This is a genomic window from Leisingera sp. SA32 (assembly GCF_056033425.1).
This window is the reverse complement of the sequence record NZ_JBVYHB010000007.1, coordinates 1-16,350: the sequence shown is the minus strand read 5'-3', so window position 1 is coordinate 16,350 and position 16,350 is coordinate 1. Positions and strand designations below refer to the sequence as shown.

The following is a 16,350-nucleotide window of genomic DNA, read 5'->3' as shown; positions in this document are numbered from 1 at the left end:
ACTAACTACGGCCTTGAGATAAAGCGTGCGATTCGTCGTGCGCTTTATTTCATTTCGTCCAAGATGGTGGGTGGCCTTTCGATCGGGCCTTAATTTCCCTCCTGAGACGGGTAAGACCATGAAGATCGAGGGTTTTCATTCCCTCGGGCGGATTTGGCTGATCCCGTAAAACGGACCTGAACGCCGGTTCTTCGGAGCCGGCAAACATGAGCCGGGGTGCTTAAGCATCCCTAACTTGGAGAGAACTGTGGATAGAGCCCAGAAAGAGAAAGTGGTCGAGGAACTCGGCCAGATCTTCGAAAGCTCTGGCGTCGTGGTGGTAGCTCACTACGCCGGTCTGACAGTTGCCGAGATGCAGGATCTGCGCGCGCGTGCAAGCGATGCGAACAGCTCCGTGCGTGTTGCCAAAAACAGGCTCGCCAAAATCGCCCTCGAGGGTAAGCCGTGTGAAAGCATGTCTGACCTGCTGACAGGGATGACCGTTCTGACCTATTCCGAAGATCCCGTGTCCGCTGCAAAAGTGGCCGAGGATTTCGCCAAGGAAAACAAGAAGTTTGAGATCCTTGGCGGCGCAATGGGTGAGAATGCTCTGGACCGCGCAGGCGTCGAAGCCGTGTCGAAAATGCCGTCCCGCGACGAGCTTATTGCTCAGATCGCAAGCTGCATTGGCGCACCCGCTTCCAACATCGCCGGCGCAATTGGCGCACCTGCAAGCAACATCGCAAGCATCCTTTCGACCATCGAAGAGAAGGCGGAAGCTGCGTAAGCGGTTGGCACTGAATGACTGGCGTGGGGCATGTCCCGCACGTTGGAACACACATACTGTAAACGGAAAGAGCTGATACAATGGCTGATCTGAAAGCACTCGCAGAAAGCATCGTGGGTCTGACCCTGCTGGAAGCACAAGAACTGAAAACCATCCTGAAGGATGAGTACGGCATCGAGCCCGCAGCTGGCGGCGCGGTTGTCATGGCAGCTGGCGGCGACGCCGGTGGCGCAGCCGAAGAAGAAAAGACCGAATTCGACGTCGTTCTGAAGAACGCCGGCGCTTCCAAGATCAACGTGATCAAGGAAGTCCGCGGCATCACCGGCCTGGGTCTGAAAGAAGCCAAGGAACTGGTCGAAGCTGGCGGCAAGATCAAAGAAGGCGTGGACAAAGCCGAAGCAGAAGACGTCAAAGCCAAGCTGGAAGCAGCTGGCGCAGAAGTCGAGCTGGCCTAAGCCCTGCAACTGGTGCATTTCAGGTGCATCGGACATTTGGCTGGGCCCGGAGTTTTCCGGGTCCAGCCGAACCTGTCTTAGAAAGGGCCCTTGCGGGGGCGCTTTTTCAGGCGAGGTTCAAAGGATCGGGAGGCTGCCTTCGGGACGGTGGCCATGAATTGATCCGAACACGCTGTCTCGTATGGGCAAGGTGCCAGGGCCCGGCGGCATCCTTGACCGGTGAGAACACGGAAAGGTGACATCTGACATGGCTCAATCGTTCCTTGGCCAGAAACGTCTACGTAAATATTACGGCAAGATCCGCGAAGTGCTGGATATGCCGAACCTCATCGAGGTGCAGAAATCGTCCTACGATCTCTTCCTGCGCTCCGGTGACGATGCCGAACCGCTGGACGGCGAAGGCATCAAGGGAGTCTTCCAGTCGGTTTTCCCGATCAAGGACTTCAACGAAACCTCCGTTCTGGAGTTCGTGAAATATTCCTTCGAAAAGCCGAAGTACGACGTCGAAGAATGCATGCAGCGCGACATGACCTATTCGGCGCCACTGAAGGTCACATTGCGTCTGATCGTCTTTGATGTGGACGAAGACACCGGCGCCAAGTCGGTGAAGGACATCAAGGAGCAAGACGTCTTCATGGGCGATATGCCCCTGATGACCCCGAACGGAACCTTTGTCGTCAACGGCACCGAGCGCGTGATCGTGTCCCAGATGCACCGCTCGCCGGGCGTGTTCTTCGATCACGACAAGGGCAAGACCCATTCTTCGGGCAAGTTGCTGTTTGCCTGCCGCATCATCCCGTACCGCGGCTCCTGGCTGGATTTTGAATTCGACGCCAAAGACATCGTCTTTGCCCGGATCGACCGTCGCCGCAAGCTGCCTGTCACCACGCTGCTGTATGCCCTGGGCCTGGACCAGGAAGGCATCATGGATGCCTATTACAACACCGTGCACTTCAAGCTGGAGAAATCCCGCGGCTGGGTCACCCCCTTCTTCCCCGAGCGTGTGCGCGGCACCCGCCCGACCTACGACCTGGTTGATGCCGCCACCGGCGAGATCATCTGCGAAGCCGGCAAGAAGGTCACTCCGCGCGCCGTCAAGAAGATGATCGAGGAAGGCAACATCACCGAGTTGCTGGTGCCCTTCGAACATATTGTCGGCAAATATGTCTCCAAGGACATCATCAACGAAGAAAACGGCGCGATCTACGTCGAAGCCGGTGATGAGCTGACCCTGGAATACGACAAGGACGGCGAGCTGATCGGCGGCTCCCTGAAAGAGCTGCTGGACGCGGGCATTACCGACATTCCGGTTCTGGACATCGACAACGTCAACGTGGGCCCCTACATGCGCAACACCATGGCGCAGGACAAGAACATGTCCCGCGACACCGCGCTGATGGACATCTACCGCGTTATGCGTCCGGGCGAGCCGCCCACCGTCGAGGCGGCCTCGGCGCTGTTCGACACGCTGTTCTTCGATTCCGAGCGTTACGACCTGTCTGCGGTTGGCCGTGTCAAGATGAACATGCGCCTGGCACTGGACGCCGAAGACACCCAGCGCACCCTGCGCAAGGAGGACATCGTCGCCTGTATCAAGGCGCTGGTTGACCTGCGTGATGGCCGCGGTGACATCGACGACATCGACCACTTGGGCAACCGTCGTGTGCGCTCTGTTGGCGAACTGATGGAAAACCAGTACCGCGTCGGACTGCTGCGCATGGAGCGTGCGATCAAGGAGCGCATGTCCTCCGTCGAGATCGACACGGTGATGCCGCAGGATCTGATCAATGCAAAACCGGCTGCGGCTGCTGTGCGTGAATTCTTCGGCTCCTCGCAGCTGTCGCAGTTCATGGACCAGACCAACCCGCTGTCGGAAGTCACCCACAAACGCCGCCTCTCGGCGCTTGGTCCTGGCGGTCTGACGCGTGAGCGCGCGGGCTTTGAGGTCCGCGACGTTCACCCGACCCACTATGGACGGATGTGCCCGATTGAAACGCCGGAAGGCCCGAACATCGGTCTGATCAACTCGCTGGCGACCTTTGCCCGCGTGAACAAATACGGTTTCATCGAAACGCCCTACCGTGTCGTCAACAACGGACAGGTGACCGATGAGGTCCACTATATGTCCGCGACTGAGGAAATGCGTCACACCGTGGCGCAGGCGAACGCCAACCTCGACGAGAACAACCGCTTTGTGAATGACCTCGTGTCCACCCGTCAGTCGGGTGACTACACGCTGGCCCCGAATGAAAGCGTTGACCTCATCGACGTCAGCCCGAAACAGCTGGTGTCCGTTGCGGCCTCGCTGATTCCGTTCCTGGAAAACGACGACGCCAACCGCGCTCTGATGGGCTCGAACATGCAACGTCAGGCGGTTCCGCTGCTGCGGGCCGAGGCACCGCTGGTCGGCACCGGCATCGAGGAAAAGGTCGCGATCGACTCCGGCGCGGCGATCCAGGCCAAGCGGGCTGGTATCATCGACCAGGTCGATGCACAGCGGATCGTGATCCGTGCCACCGAGGATCTGGAGCTGGGCGATGCGGGCGTGGACATCTACCGTCTGCGCAAATTCCAGCGTTCCAACCAGAACACCACCATCAACCAGAAACCTCTGGTCAAGGTGGGCGACACCGTGACCAAGGGCGAAGTGATCGCGGACGGTCCGTCGACCGACATGGGTGAACTGGCGCTGGGTAAAAACGTGGTCGTCGCGTTCATGCCGTGGAACGGTTACAACTACGAAGACTCCATCCTGATCTCCGAGCGCATCGCGCGTGACGACGTCTTCACCTCGGTCCACATCGAGGAATTCGAAGTCGCCGCCCGTGACACCAAGCTGGGCCCGGAAGAGATCACCCGCGACATCCCCAACGTCGGCGAGGAAGCCCTGCGCAACCTCGACGAGGCGGGCATCGTCTACATCGGTGCCGATGTGGAGCCTGGCGACATTCTGGTCGGCAAGATCACGCCCAAGGGTGAAAGCCCGATGACCCCGGAAGAGAAGCTGCTGCGCGCCATCTTTGGCGAGAAGGCTTCCGACGTGCGCGACACCTCGCTGCGCGTGAAGCCGGGCGACTACGGCACCGTCGTGGAAGTGCGCGTCTTTAACCGGCATGGTGTGGAAAAAGACGAGCGTGCGCTGCAGATCGAGCGTGAGGAAGTCGAACGTCTGGCCCGTGACCGGGACGACGAGCTGGCGATCCTGGACCGCAACATCTATGCCCGTCTGCGCGGCATGATCCTGGGCAAAGTGGCCGTCAAAGGTCCGAAAGGCGTCCGTGCCGGCACCGAAATCACCGAAGAGCTGCTGGACACGCTGTCCCGTGGTCAATGGTGGATGCTGGCGCTGGAAGACGAGCAGGACGCACAGGTTGTCGAAGCCCTGAACGAGCAGTACGAGGCGCAGAAGCGCGCCCTGGATGCCCGTTTCGAGGACAAGGTCGAGAAGGTCCGTCGCGGCGACGACCTGCCGCCGGGTGTGATGAAGATGGTCAAAGTCTTCATCGCGGTGAAGCGCAAGCTTCAGCCGGGCGACAAGATGGCCGGTCGTCACGGCAACAAGGGTGTGATCTCGAAAGTGGTGCCAATGGAGGACATGCCGTTCCTCGCCGATGGGACCCCGGTCGATTTCTGTCTGAACCCGCTGGGTGTTCCGTCGCGTATGAACGTCGGTCAGATCCTGGAGACCCACATGGGCTGGGCCGCACGCGGTCTGGGCATCAAGGTGGACGAGGCGCTTCAGGAATATCGCCGCTCCGGCGACCTGACCCCGGTGCGCGAAGCGATGCATCTGGCCTATGGCGATGATGTCTACGACGAAGGCATCGCCAACATGTCCGAGGACGCACTGGTCGAAGCCGCAGGCAATGTGACCCGCGGTGTGCCGATTGCGACTCCGGTCTTTGATGGCGCCAAGGAAGACGACGTGAACGACGCGCTGGTGCGTGCGGGCTTTGACAAGTCCGGTCAGTCGATCCTGTTCGACGGCCGTACTGGTGAGCAGTTCGCGCGGCCCGTGACCGTCGGCATCAAGTACCTGCTGAAACTGCATCACCTGGTCGACGACAAGATCCACGCGCGTTCGACCGGTCCGTACTCCCTCGTTACCCAGCAGCCGCTGGGTGGTAAGGCACAGTTCGGTGGTCAGCGCTTTGGTGAGATGGAAGTCTGGGCGCTGGAAGCCTATGGCGCTGCCTACACCCTGCAGGAGATGCTCACCGTCAAGTCGGATGACGTTGCAGGCCGGACCAAGGTCTATGAATCGATCGTCAAGGGCGAAGACAACTTCGAGGCGGGCGTTCCCGAGAGCTTCAACGTTCTCGTCAAGGAAGTCCGCGGTCTCGGCCTGAACATGGAACTCCTGGATGCGGAAGAAGAGTAAGGGCTGCGGCCCTTACCCTCTCCTCCCTTCCGCACGAATTTGAGGTATCAAAATGAACCAGGAAATCACCAACAACCCGTTCAACCCGCTGACGCCGCCCAAGGTCTTTGATGAAATCAAAGTCTCCCTGGCGTCGCCGGAACGGATCCTGTCTTGGTCCTATGGCGAAATCAAAAAGCCCGAGACCATCAACTACCGCACGTTCAAGCCCGAGCGTGACGGCCTGTTCTGCGCGCGCATCTTCGGCCCGATCAAGGACTACGAATGCCTGTGCGGCAAATATAAGCGGATGAAATACCGCGGCGTCGTCTGCGAAAAATGCGGCGTCGAGGTCACCCTGCAGAAAGTGCGCCGCGAGCGCATGGGCCACATCGAACTGGCCGCACCCGTTGCCCACATCTGGTTCCTGAAGTCGCTGCCGTCCCGCATCGGCCTGATGCTGGACATGACCCTGCGTGACCTGGAACGGGTTCTGTACTTCGAGAACTACGTCGTCATCGAGCCAGGCCTGACGGACCTCTCCTACGGTCAGATGATGACCGAAGAAGAGTACATGGACGCCCAGGATGCCTATGGCATGGACGCCTTCACCGCCAACATCGGCGCCGAAGCCATCCGTGACATGCTGTCCCAGATCGACCTTGAGTCGGAAGCCGAAACGCTGCGTGCCGAACTGGCCGAAGCAACCGGCGAACTGAAGCCCAAGAAGATCATCAAGCGTCTGAAAGTCGTGGAATCCTTCCTGGAATCGGGCAACCGTCCGGAATGGATGATCATGACCGTAATCCCGGTCATCCCGCCGGAACTACGCCCGCTGGTACCGCTGGACGGTGGCCGCTTTGCGACCTCCGACCTGAACGACCTGTACCGCCGTGTGATCAACCGGAACAACCGTCTGAAGCGCCTGATCGAACTGCGCGCGCCGGACATCATCGTCCGCAACGAAAAGCGGATGCTGCAGGAATCCGTAGACGCGCTGTTCGACAACGGCCGCCGTGGCCGCGTCATCACCGGTGCCAACAAACGCCCGCTGAAGTCGCTGTCCGACATGCTGAAAGGCAAGCAGGGCCGCTTCCGTCAGAACCTTCTGGGTAAGCGCGTCGACTTCTCCGGTCGTTCGGTCATTGTGACCGGCCCGGAACTGAAGCTGCACCAGTGCGGCCTGCCCAAGAAGATGGCGCTCGAACTCTTCAAGCCCTTCATCTATTCGCGACTGGAGGCCAAAGGTCTGTCCTCCACCGTGAAACAGGCGAAGAAGCTGGTCGAGAAAGAGCGTCCCGAGGTCTGGGACATCCTGGACGAGGTGATCCGCGAACACCCGGTGATGCTGAACCGCGCACCGACGCTGCACCGTCTCGGCATCCAGGCCTTTGAACCCACGCTGATCGAAGGCAAGGCAATTCAGCTGCACCCGCTGGTCTGCTCGGCGTTCAACGCGGACTTCGACGGCGACCAGATGGCCGTGCACGTGCCCTTGAGCCTTGAGGCCCAGCTGGAAGCGCGCGTCCTGATGATGTCCACGAACAACGTTCTGTCGCCGGCCAACGGCGCGCCGATCATCGTTCCTTCGCAGGATATGATCCTGGGTCTCTACTATGTGACCCTGGAGCGCGAGGGCATGCCGGGTGAAGGCAAGATCTTTGGCACCATCGACGAGGTTCAGCACGCGCTGGACGCCGGCGAAGTGCATCTGCACACCAAGATCACCGCGCGCATCACCCAGATCGACGAAGAAGGCAACGAGGTGCTGAAGCGCTTCGAGACCACGCCGGGCCGTGTCCGTCTGGGCGCGCTGCTGCCCAAGAACGCCAAAGCGCCGTTCGAACTGGTCAACCGTCTGCTGCGGAAGAAAGAAGTGCAGCAGGTCATCGATACCGTCTACCGCTATTGCGGTCAGAAGGAATCGGTCATCTTCTGTGACCAGATCATGACCATGGGTTTCCGCGAAGCGTTCAAGGCCGGCATTTCGTTCGGCAAGGACGACATGGTGATCCCGGACTCCAAATGGACGCTGGTGGATGAAACCCGCGATCAGGTGAAGGACTTTGAACAGCAGTACATGGACGGCCTGATCACCCAGGGCGAAAAGTACAACAAAGTTGTGGATGCCTGGTCCAAGTGTAACGACAAGGTCACGGAAGCGATGATGGGCACCATCTCCGCTGACAAGCGGGACGAGAACGGCGCCGTGATGGAGCCGAACTCGGTCTACATGATGGCCCACTCCGGTGCGCGTGGCTCGGTCACGCAGATGAAGCAGCTGGGCGGCATGCGCGGCCTGATGGCCAAGCCGAACGGCGACATCATCGAGACCCCGATCATCTCGAACTTTAAAGAAGGCCTGACCGTTCTGGAGTACTTCAACTCCACCCACGGTGCCCGTAAGGGTCTGTCGGATACCGCGCTTAAGACGGCGAACTCGGGTTACCTGACCCGCCGTCTGGTGGACGTCGCACAGGACTGCATCGTGCGCGAGCACGACTGTGGCACTGAGCGTGCGATCACTGCTGAGGCCGCGGTCAACGATGGTGAAGTTGTGGCAACCTTGGGTGAGCGTCTGCTGGGTCGAGTGGCGGCAGATGACATCCTGCGCCCCGGCACTGAGGAAGTCATCATTGCTGCTGGTCAGCTGATCGACGAACGCATGGCCGACGCGGTTGAGGAAGCGGGCGTTCAGTCGACCCGCATCCGCAGCCCGCTGACCTGTGAAAGCGAAGAGGGCGTCTGCGCCATGTGCTACGGCCGTGACCTGGCCCGTGGTACGCAGGTGAACGAAGGCGAAGCTGTCGGCATCATCGCGGCCCAGTCGATTGGTGAACCCGGCACCCAGCTGACGATGCGGACCTTCCACATCGGCGGCGTTGCGCAGGGTGGCCAGCAGTCGTTCCAGGAAGCGTCTCAGGAAGGCAAGATCGTCTTCGAGATGCCGCAGACCCTGGAAAACGCCAACGGCGAGACTCTGGTTGTTGGCCGGAACATGAAGCTGATCATCCAGGACGAACACGGCGAGGAACGTGCCAGCCACAAGCTTGGCTACGGCTCCAAGCTGTTCGTCAAGGAAGGCCAGACGATTGCCCGCGGCGACAAGCTGTTCGAGTGGGATCCCTACACTCTGCCGATCATCGCAGAGAAGCCGGGTACCGCGAAATATGTCGACCTGGTGTCGGGCCTCGCCGTTCGCGACGAGACCGACGAAGCCACCGGCATGACCCAGAAGATCGTGATCGACTGGCGTGCGGCGCCCAAGGGCTCGGATCTCAAGCCGGAAATCATCCTGGTCGACAGCGCGGGCGAGCCTGTGCGCAACGATGCGGGCAACCCGCTGACCTATCCGATGTCCGTCGATGCCATCCTGTCGGTCGAAGACGGCCAGCAGATCCTGGCGGGTGACGTTGTCGCGCGGATCCCGCGTGAAGGCGCCAAGACCAAGGACATTACCGGTGGTCTGCCGCGGGTTGCGGAACTGTTCGAGGCTCGTCGCCCCAAGGATCACGCGATCATCGCAGAAATCGATGGTTACGTGCGCTTTGGCCGCGACTACAAGAACAAGCGTCGCATCTCGATCGAGCCGTCGGATGACTCGCTGGAGCCCGTCGAATACATGGTGCCCAAGGGCAAGCACATTCCTGTTCAGGAAGGTGACTTCGTCCAGAAGGGTGACTACATCATGGACGGCAACCCGGCTCCGCATGACATCCTGTCCATCATGGGTGTCGAGGCACTGGCGAACTACATGATCGACGAGGTTCAGGACGTCTATCGCCTGCAAGGTGTGAAGATCAACGACAAGCACATCGAGGTGATCGTTCGCCAGATGCTGCAAAAGTGGGAGATCTCCGACTCCGGCGACACCACCCTGCTCAAGGGTGAACATGTCGACAAGCAGGAGTTCGACGCCGCCAACGAGAAAGCGCTGGCCCGTGGCAAGCGTCCGGCGCAGGGCGAACCGATCCTGCTCGGCATCACCAAGGCGTCGCTGCAGACCCGTTCGTTCATCTCGGCGGCCTCCTTCCAGGAGACCACCCGTGTTCTCACCGAAGCCTCGGTGCAGGGCAAGAAGGACAAGCTGGTCGGTCTCAAGGAGAACGTGATTGTGGGTCGTCTGATCCCGGCCGGGACCGGTGGCGCAACCCAGGCTGTGCGTAGCATTGCCCAGGGTCGCGACAACGTGGTGCTGGAGGCCCGTCGCGAGGAAGCCGAAGCCGCCGCAGCCCTGGCTGCGCCGGTGATGGACGACGACGCGATGGACGGCGGTGATCTGGACAATCTGGTGGAGACACCGGAAAGCCGCGATTGATCCGCGCCTGACACAAGTTTGAAAAGCCCCCGCATGGCATCATGCGGGGGCTTTTTTCTTGCGGTCGCAGAAAATTGGCGGTTCTCTTGCATCCTGTGCGCGGGCGGCCTTTGATGGCGCGCCGCGCGCCGCGCGACGCGCAAGCCGGGCCAGCAGGGAACGCCGCCATGACAGTTCGTCAGACATGACCGCCAACCAGACCGGCGCGCTGCTGATGTGCGGCAGCATGGCCGCCTTCACCTTCAACGACACGTTGGTCAAGCTGGTGGGCGGCGCCCTGCCGCTGCCACAGATCCTGACCATTCGCGGTCTTGCAGCCAGCTTTCTGATCTACCTGCTGGCGCGGCGCCTTGGCAGCCTGCGGATGGATCTATCGCGACGGGCCTGGTCGATGATCGGGCTGCGCTGCCTGTGCGAGGTCGGTGCGACCTATCTGTTCCTGACCGCGCTGATGCGGATGCCGATTGCCAATATCACGGCGGTGCTTCAGGTCCTGCCGCTGTCGGTCACTCTCGGCGCGGCGCTGATTTTCCAGGAGCCGGTAGGCTGGCGGCGACTGGCGGCGATCGCGGTGGGGTTTTGCGGCATGCTGCTGATCGTGCGGCCCGGCCCGACGGGGTTCAGCGACGGTGCGCTGTTTGCGCTGGCGGCGGTGGTCTTTGTCACCGGACGGGATCTGGTGACCCGCCGGATGCCGCCGGAGGTGCCCTCGATGACCGTGACCTTCTGTGCCTCGCTGGCGGTGCTGGCCTTTGGGGCAGTCAGCTCGCTCACGGTGGCGTGGCAGCCGGTCAGCAGCGGCCAGCTGCTGGCGCTGATGGGCGCGGCCGTGTTCATTTTTGGCGGCTATCTGTTTTCGGTGATGACCATGCGGGTCGGTGAAATCGCGGTGATCGCACCTTTGCGCTACAGCGGTCTGCTGTGGGCGCTGCTGCTCGGTTGGGCGGTGTTTGGCGAATGGCCGGACGGGCTGACGCTGGTCGGCGCGGCCATCGTTGCGGGGGCAGGGGTGTTCACGCTCTACCGGGATCGACGCAGGGCGCGTCGGCGCGTGGTCTAGGTCGCGCCAAAGGCGGCGCGCACGTGGTCGTTGCGAATGCCGAATATGGTGGCGAACTCCTGTTCTTCCTTGGCGGACAGCGGGGCGACCTCGACCGGTTTGGCGCCGCTTTGGCGTGAATCGTTGTAACCATTGTGGCTGCGCACCCACATCGGCACGTCGCTGAACGTGATCGTCGGCATGTGATGGTGGATGCGGTGGTGGGCAAAGTTCATGATCGTCCGGCGGGTGCCGCCCGCCGCATACATTCCCAGCGCGGCCGTTGCATAGGGGCTGATGGTCGCGGCGGCGCGGATACCCTCGGCGCCAAATTCGGCGATATAGCCGCGGTTGAAATCAATCGCCGCCATCGGTGTTTTCTCAAGCAGCGTCGCGCAGTCCTTGGCGGTGTCGCGCAGCCGTTCCACAAATTCCGTCGCCACCGCGTCGTCGTCGTCCAGGCGAAATTGCAGGCAGGCCTGATCCCGGTCCCGCCGCGCCGCATTCAGCAGATCTTTCATCACCTCGCGGTGCCGTCGCGGCGGTTCCGCATGGATCCGAACCTGCGGCAGGTCGGCTGTCAGATCGTGCAGACGGTCGCGGTGTTGCTTGGGCAGGCTGTCACCGATCACCAGCAGCATGTCAAATTCCGGATCGCTCTGGCGGCGCAGGCAGGGTAGGGTGACCGTCTCGAACAGGCGAAACCGTTCCTCCATGCGGGCGTCGGCATAGAGATAGGCGATGCGCTCCTCGGTGGTTTCATGCACCACCTGAAACCCGCCCAGGGCCGGGTAGGAAAACCGGCACAATCCGATGACCTGCATCTTGAAATCCATTTCTTGTCAAAGACTGCCGCCGCGACTATGCCGGTGCGGCCCGACGCTGGCAACCGTGCTGGCCCCCACCTGACCCGGCTGTTGCGCGGTGCCGCGCCACCTGCTGTTGACAAGCTGCGCGACTCCCCATATACGCCCGCATATCCGGCACCCGGAGTGCATCTCCAACAGCCGAATTCAAAATTGCAGTGGCTCAAGAACCGGGCACTTTTATCCCCTGGTTCCTCTGTAAACACACCGCGTCGTCTCACCTCGGAATGGGAGCGATTGCGGTTTTTGCGCTTGTGGACGCATAAGTGCAACAGAATAACCCGCACGCGCCGGCGTGCATGACATGTTGCGAAACGGGGAATACCTGAATGCCAACGATCCAGCAGCTGATCCGCAAGCCGCGTCAGCCGAAACGCAAAGTTTCGAAGTCCCAGCACCTCGAGCAGTGCCCGCAGAAACGCGGCGTCTGCACCCGCGTGTACACCACCACACCGAAGAAACCGAACTCCGCTATGCGGAAAGTTGCGAAGGTTCGCCTGACCAACGGTTACGAAGTGATCTCCTACATCCCCGGTGAAAGCCACAACCTTCAGGAGCACTCCGTGGTCCTGATCCGCGGCGGCCGGGTGAAAGACCTTCCGGGTGTCCGTTACCACATCCTGCGCGGTGTTCTGGATACCCAGGGCGTCAAAGACCGTAAGCAGCGCCGCTCGAAATACGGCGCGAAGCGTCCTAAGTAAGAAGGAGAGAGCGAGATGTCCCGTCGTCACGCCGCAGAAAAACGCGAAGTCCTGCCCGACGCCAAGTTCGGCGACCGCGTTCTGACCAAATTCATGAACAACCTGATGATCGATGGCAAGAAATCGGTCGCAGAGCGTATCGTGTACAACGCCTTTGATCGCGTTGAAGCCAAGATCAAGCGCGCCCCCGTGGAAGTGTTCCACGAAGCGCTGGACAACGTGAAACCCTCCGTTGAGGTCCGCTCCCGCCGTGTTGGTGGTGCGACCTATCAGGTGCCGGTTGAAGTTCGCCCCGAGCGCCGTGAAGCGCTGGCGATCCGCTGGCTGATCACCGCCGCGCGCGGCCGCAATGAGAACACCATGGAAGAGCGCCTTGCCGGCGAGCTGCTGGACGCCGTCCAATCCCGTGGTACCGCGGTCAAGAAGCGCGAAGACACCCACAAGATGGCCGAGGCGAACAAAGCCTTCAGCCATTACCGCTGGTAAGCTAGGGGGCCCATACCTATGGCACGCGATTATCCGCTCGAACGTTACCGTAACTTCGGTATCATGGCGCACATCGATGCAGGTAAGACCACCTGCTCGGAGCGTATCCTGTTTTACACTGGCAAATCCCACAACATCGGTGAGGTGCACGACGGTGCAGCCACCATGGACTGGATGGAGCAGGAACAGGAACGCGGCATCACCATCACCTCGGCTGCGACCACCACCTTCTGGGAACGCACCGAAGACGGCCAGACGCCCGATTCCGAAAAGCACCGCCTGAACATCATCGACACCCCCGGCCACGTTGACTTCACCATCGAAGTTGAACGCTCGCTGGCGGTTCTCGACGGTGCCGTCTGTGTGCTGGACGCCAACGCTGGTGTTGAACCCCAGACCGAAACCGTGTGGCGTCAGGCTGACCGCTACAAGGTTCCGCGCATGGTGTTCGTCAACAAGATGGACAAGATCGGCGCAGACTTCTTCAACTGCGTTGCAATGATCGAAGACCGCACCGGCGCGCGCGCTGTTCCCGTCGGTATTCCGATTGGTGCAGAAAACGAGCTGGAAGGCCTGATCGACCTGGTCACCATGGAAGAATGGCTGTGGCAGGGTGAAGACCTTGGTGCAAGCTGGATCAAGGCACCGATCCGCGACAGCCTGAAAGACATGGCTGACGAATGGCGTGCCAAGATGATCGAAGCGGCCGTCGAAATGGACGACGACGCGATGGAAAACTACCTGATGGACGGCGCTGAGCCCGACGTCGCGACGCTGCGCTCGCTGCTTCGCAAAGGGTGCCTGTCGCTGTCCTTCGTTCCGGTTTTGGGTGGCTCGGCCTTCAAGAACAAAGGCGTGCAGCCGCTGCTGAACGCCGTCATCGACTATCTGCCCAGCCCGCTGGACGTTGTCGATTACATGGGCTTCAAACCCGGTGACGAAACCGAGACCCGTGACATTGCCCGCCGCGCGGATGATGACATGGCGTTCTCCGGTCTGGCGTTCAAAATCATGAACGACCCCTTTGTCGGCTCGCTGACCTTCACCCGGATCTACTCCGGTGTGCTGAACAAGGGTGACACGCTGCTGAACTCGACCAAAGGTCGTAAAGAGCGCGTTGGCCGGATGATGATGATGCACTCGAACAACCGTGAGGAAATCACGGAAGCGTTCGCGGGCGACATCATCGCGCTGGCAGGTCTGAAAGACACCACCACCGGTGACACGCTTTGCGCGGTCAACGACCCGGTTGTGCTGGAAACCATGACCTTCCCGGATCCGGTGATCGAAATCGCGGTTGAGCCCAAGACCAAGGCCGACCAGGAGAAAATGTCCCAGGGTCTGGCCCGTCTGGCCGCTGAAGACCCCTCCTTCCGTGTGGAAACCGACCTGGAATCGGGTCAGACCATCATGAAGGGCATGGGCGAACTTCACCTGGACATCCTGGTTGACCGTCTGAAGCGCGAATTCAAGGTTGAGGCGAACATCGGTGCGCCGCAGGTGGCCTACCGCGAGACCATCTCCAAAGAGGTCGAGCACACCTACACCCACAAGAAACAGTCGGGTGGTTCGGGCCAGTTTGCTGAGGTGAAGCTGATCATCACCCCCACCGAGCCGGGCGAAGGCTACTCCTTCGAATCCCGTATCGTCGGCGGTGCGGTGCCCAAGGAATACATCCCGGGCGTCGAAAAGGGCATCCAGTCGGTCATGGATTCCGGTCCGCTGGCAGGCTTCCCGGTGATCGACTTCAAGGTTGCGCTGATCGACGGTAAGTTCCACGACGTTGACTCCTCGGTTCTGGCCTTTGAAATCGCGGCCCGCATGGGCATGCGCGAAGGCATGAAGAAAGCGGGCGCCAAGCTGCTGGAGCCGGTGATGAAAGTCGAAGTGATCACCCCGGAAGAATACACCGGTGGTATCATTGGCGATCTGACCTCGCGTCGTGGCCAGGTGTCCGGCCAGGAGAACCGCGGCAACGCAATCGCGATCGACGCGTTTGTGCCGCTGGCGAACATGTTCGGCTACATCAACACCCTGCGTTCGATGAGCTCGGGCCGTGCCCAGTTCACCATGCAGTTCGATCACTACGATCCGGTGCCGCAGAACATCTCGGAAGAGATCCAGGCGAAATTCGCGTAAGCGACAAGTGATTGAGGGGTTCGCGGCATCCGCGGGCTCCTCTCGAAACAAAAGGAGGCCATCATGGCTAAGGAAAAGTTTGAACGTAATAAACCGCACGTCAACATCGGCACCGTCGGCCACGTTGACCACGGCAAGACCACGCTGACCGCAGCGATCACCAAGTACTTCGGTGACTTCAAAGCCTACGACCAGATCGACGGCGCACCGGAAGAAAAAGCCCGCGGCATCACCATCTCCACCGCCCACGTGGAATATGAGACCGAAGCGCGTCACTACGCCCACGTCGACTGCCCCGGCCACGCTGACTATGTGAAGAACATGATCACCGGTGCGGCGCAGATGGACGGCGCGATCCTGGTTGTGAACGCCGCCGACGGCCCGATGCCCCAGACCCGCGAGCACATCCTGCTGGCGCGTCAGGTTGGCGTTCCGGCCCTGGTTGTCTTCATGAACAAGGTTGACCAGGTCGACGACGAAGAGCTGCTGGAGCTGGTGGAAATGGAAATCCGCGAGCTGCTGTCGTCCTACGACTTCCCGGGCGACGACATTCCGATCATCGCAGGCTCCGCGCTGGCGGCGATGGAAGGCCGTGACCCGGAAATCGGCGAAAACAAGATCAAAGAGCTGATGGCGGCCGTGGATGAGTACATCCCGACCCCCGAGCGCGCGGTTGACCAGCCGTTCCTGATGCCGATCGAAGACGTGTTCTCGATCTCTGGCCGCGGCACCGTTGTGACCGGCCGTGTCGAGCGTGGCGTGATCAATGTTGGCGACAGCATTGAAATCGTTGGCATCAAAGACACCACCACCACCACCTGTACCGGTGTGGAAATGTTCCGCAAACTGCTGGACCGTGGTGAAGCAGGCGACAACATCGGCGCCCTGCTGCGCGGCATCGACCGTGAGTCGGTTGAGCGTGGCCAGGTTCTGTGTAAGCCGGGTTCGGTGACTCCGCACACCAAGTTCGAAGCCGAAGCCTACATCCTGACCAAGGAAGAAGGCGGCCGTCACACGCCGTTCTTTGCGAACTACCGTCCGCAGTTCTACTTCCGCACCACCGACGTGACCGGCACCGTGACCCTGCCGGAAGGCACCGAGATGGTGATGCCGGGCGACAACCTGAAGTTCGAAGTTGAACTGATCGCGCCGATCGCGATGGAAGACGGTCTGCGTTTCGCCATCCGCGAAGGCGGCCGCACCGTTGGCGCGGGCGTCGT

Annotated in this window: 10 protein-coding genes; 9 read left to right on the top strand and 1 reads right to left on the bottom strand. The window is 60.8% G+C overall.

Going from position 1 to position 16,350, the window contains the following annotated elements:
* Positions 1-247 precede the first annotated feature (247 nt).
* From rplJ to AC0IPL_RS11610, 5 genes are all read left to right on the top strand, one after another.
* Entirely contained in the window at positions 248-766 is a 519-nt protein-coding gene (gene rplJ / locus AC0IPL_RS11630) for a 50S ribosomal protein L10 (protein WP_264212166.1), read from the top strand.
* 80 nt (positions 767-846) lie between these two features.
* A complete protein-coding gene (gene rplL, locus AC0IPL_RS11625) occupies positions 847-1,221 on the top strand; it encodes a 50S ribosomal protein L7/L12 (RefSeq protein WP_008204003.1) in 375 nt (124 codons plus the stop codon).
* 247 nt (positions 1,222-1,468) lie between these two features.
* Positions 1,469-5,602 carry a DNA-directed RNA polymerase subunit beta gene (gene rpoB / locus AC0IPL_RS11620; protein WP_474274673.1) on the top strand — a complete coding sequence of 1,378 codons (4,134 nt, stop codon included), beginning with the start codon at positions 1,469-1,471 and terminating at the stop codon, positions 5,600-5,602.
* 52 nt (positions 5,603-5,654) lie between these two features.
* On the top strand, positions 5,655-9,899 hold the full coding sequence (rpoC, locus tag AC0IPL_RS11615) for a DNA-directed RNA polymerase subunit beta' (protein ID WP_474274671.1): 4,245 nt from the start codon (positions 5,655-5,657) through the stop codon (positions 9,897-9,899).
* A gap of 184 nt (positions 9,900-10,083) precedes the next feature.
* Positions 10,084-10,959 (top strand): DMT family transporter, encoded by an 876-nt coding sequence (locus AC0IPL_RS11610; RefSeq protein ID WP_474274669.1) that lies wholly within the window; start codon positions 10,084-10,086, stop codon positions 10,957-10,959.
* On the opposite strand, the gene AC0IPL_RS11605 is transcribed toward AC0IPL_RS11610, so the two are convergent.
* Positions 10,956-11,762 carry a putative rhamnosyl transferase gene (locus AC0IPL_RS11605; RefSeq protein ID WP_474274667.1) on the bottom strand — a complete coding sequence of 269 codons (807 nt, stop codon included), beginning with the start codon at positions 11,760-11,762 and terminating at the stop codon, positions 10,956-10,958. The genes AC0IPL_RS11610 and AC0IPL_RS11605 overlap by 4 nt on opposite strands.
* A gap of 371 nt (positions 11,763-12,133) precedes the next feature.
* On the opposite strand from AC0IPL_RS11605, the gene rpsL reads away from it, so the two are divergent.
* From rpsL to tuf, 4 genes are all read left to right on the top strand, one after another.
* Positions 12,134-12,505 carry a 30S ribosomal protein S12 gene (gene rpsL / locus AC0IPL_RS11600; protein ID WP_019298617.1) on the top strand — a complete coding sequence of 124 codons (372 nt, stop codon included), beginning with the start codon at positions 12,134-12,136 and terminating at the stop codon, positions 12,503-12,505.
* 15 nt (positions 12,506-12,520) lie between these two features.
* On the top strand, positions 12,521-12,991 hold the full coding sequence (rpsG, locus tag AC0IPL_RS11595) for a 30S ribosomal protein S7 (RefSeq protein WP_039134851.1): 471 nt from the start codon (positions 12,521-12,523) through the stop codon (positions 12,989-12,991).
* A gap of 18 nt (positions 12,992-13,009) precedes the next feature.
* The gene (gene fusA / locus AC0IPL_RS11590; RefSeq protein ID WP_474274665.1) at positions 13,010-15,130 is read left to right on the top strand and encodes an elongation factor G; all 2,121 of its coding nucleotides are present in this window, start codon (positions 13,010-13,012) and stop codon (positions 15,128-15,130) included.
* Positions 15,131-15,193: 63 nt separating this feature from the next.
* On the top strand, positions 15,194-16,350 hold a 1,157-nt coding region (gene tuf, locus AC0IPL_RS11585), incomplete at its 3' end, for an elongation factor Tu (protein ID WP_474274663.1).

Coding starts and splice junctions, on each gene's coding strand:
- AC0IPL_RS11610 (WP_474274669.1), top strand. CDS start 10,084: ATGACCGCCAACCAGACCGGCGCGCTGCTGATGTGCGGCAGCATGGCC.
- rpsL (WP_019298617.1), top strand. CDS start 12,134: ATGCCAACGATCCAGCAGCTGATCCGCAAGCCGCGTCAGCCGAAACGC.
- rplL (WP_008204003.1), top strand. CDS start 847: ATGGCTGATCTGAAAGCACTCGCAGAAAGCATCGTGGGTCTGACCCTG.
- AC0IPL_RS11605 (WP_474274667.1), bottom strand. CDS start 11,762: ATGCAGGTCATCGGATTGTGCCGGTTTTCCTACCCGGCCCTGGGCGGG.
- rpoB (WP_474274673.1), top strand. CDS start 1,469: ATGGCTCAATCGTTCCTTGGCCAGAAACGTCTACGTAAATATTACGGC.
- rpsG (WP_039134851.1), top strand. CDS start 12,521: ATGTCCCGTCGTCACGCCGCAGAAAAACGCGAAGTCCTGCCCGACGCC.
- rpoC (WP_474274671.1), top strand. CDS start 5,655: ATGAACCAGGAAATCACCAACAACCCGTTCAACCCGCTGACGCCGCCC.
- fusA (WP_474274665.1), top strand. CDS start 13,010: ATGGCACGCGATTATCCGCTCGAACGTTACCGTAACTTCGGTATCATG.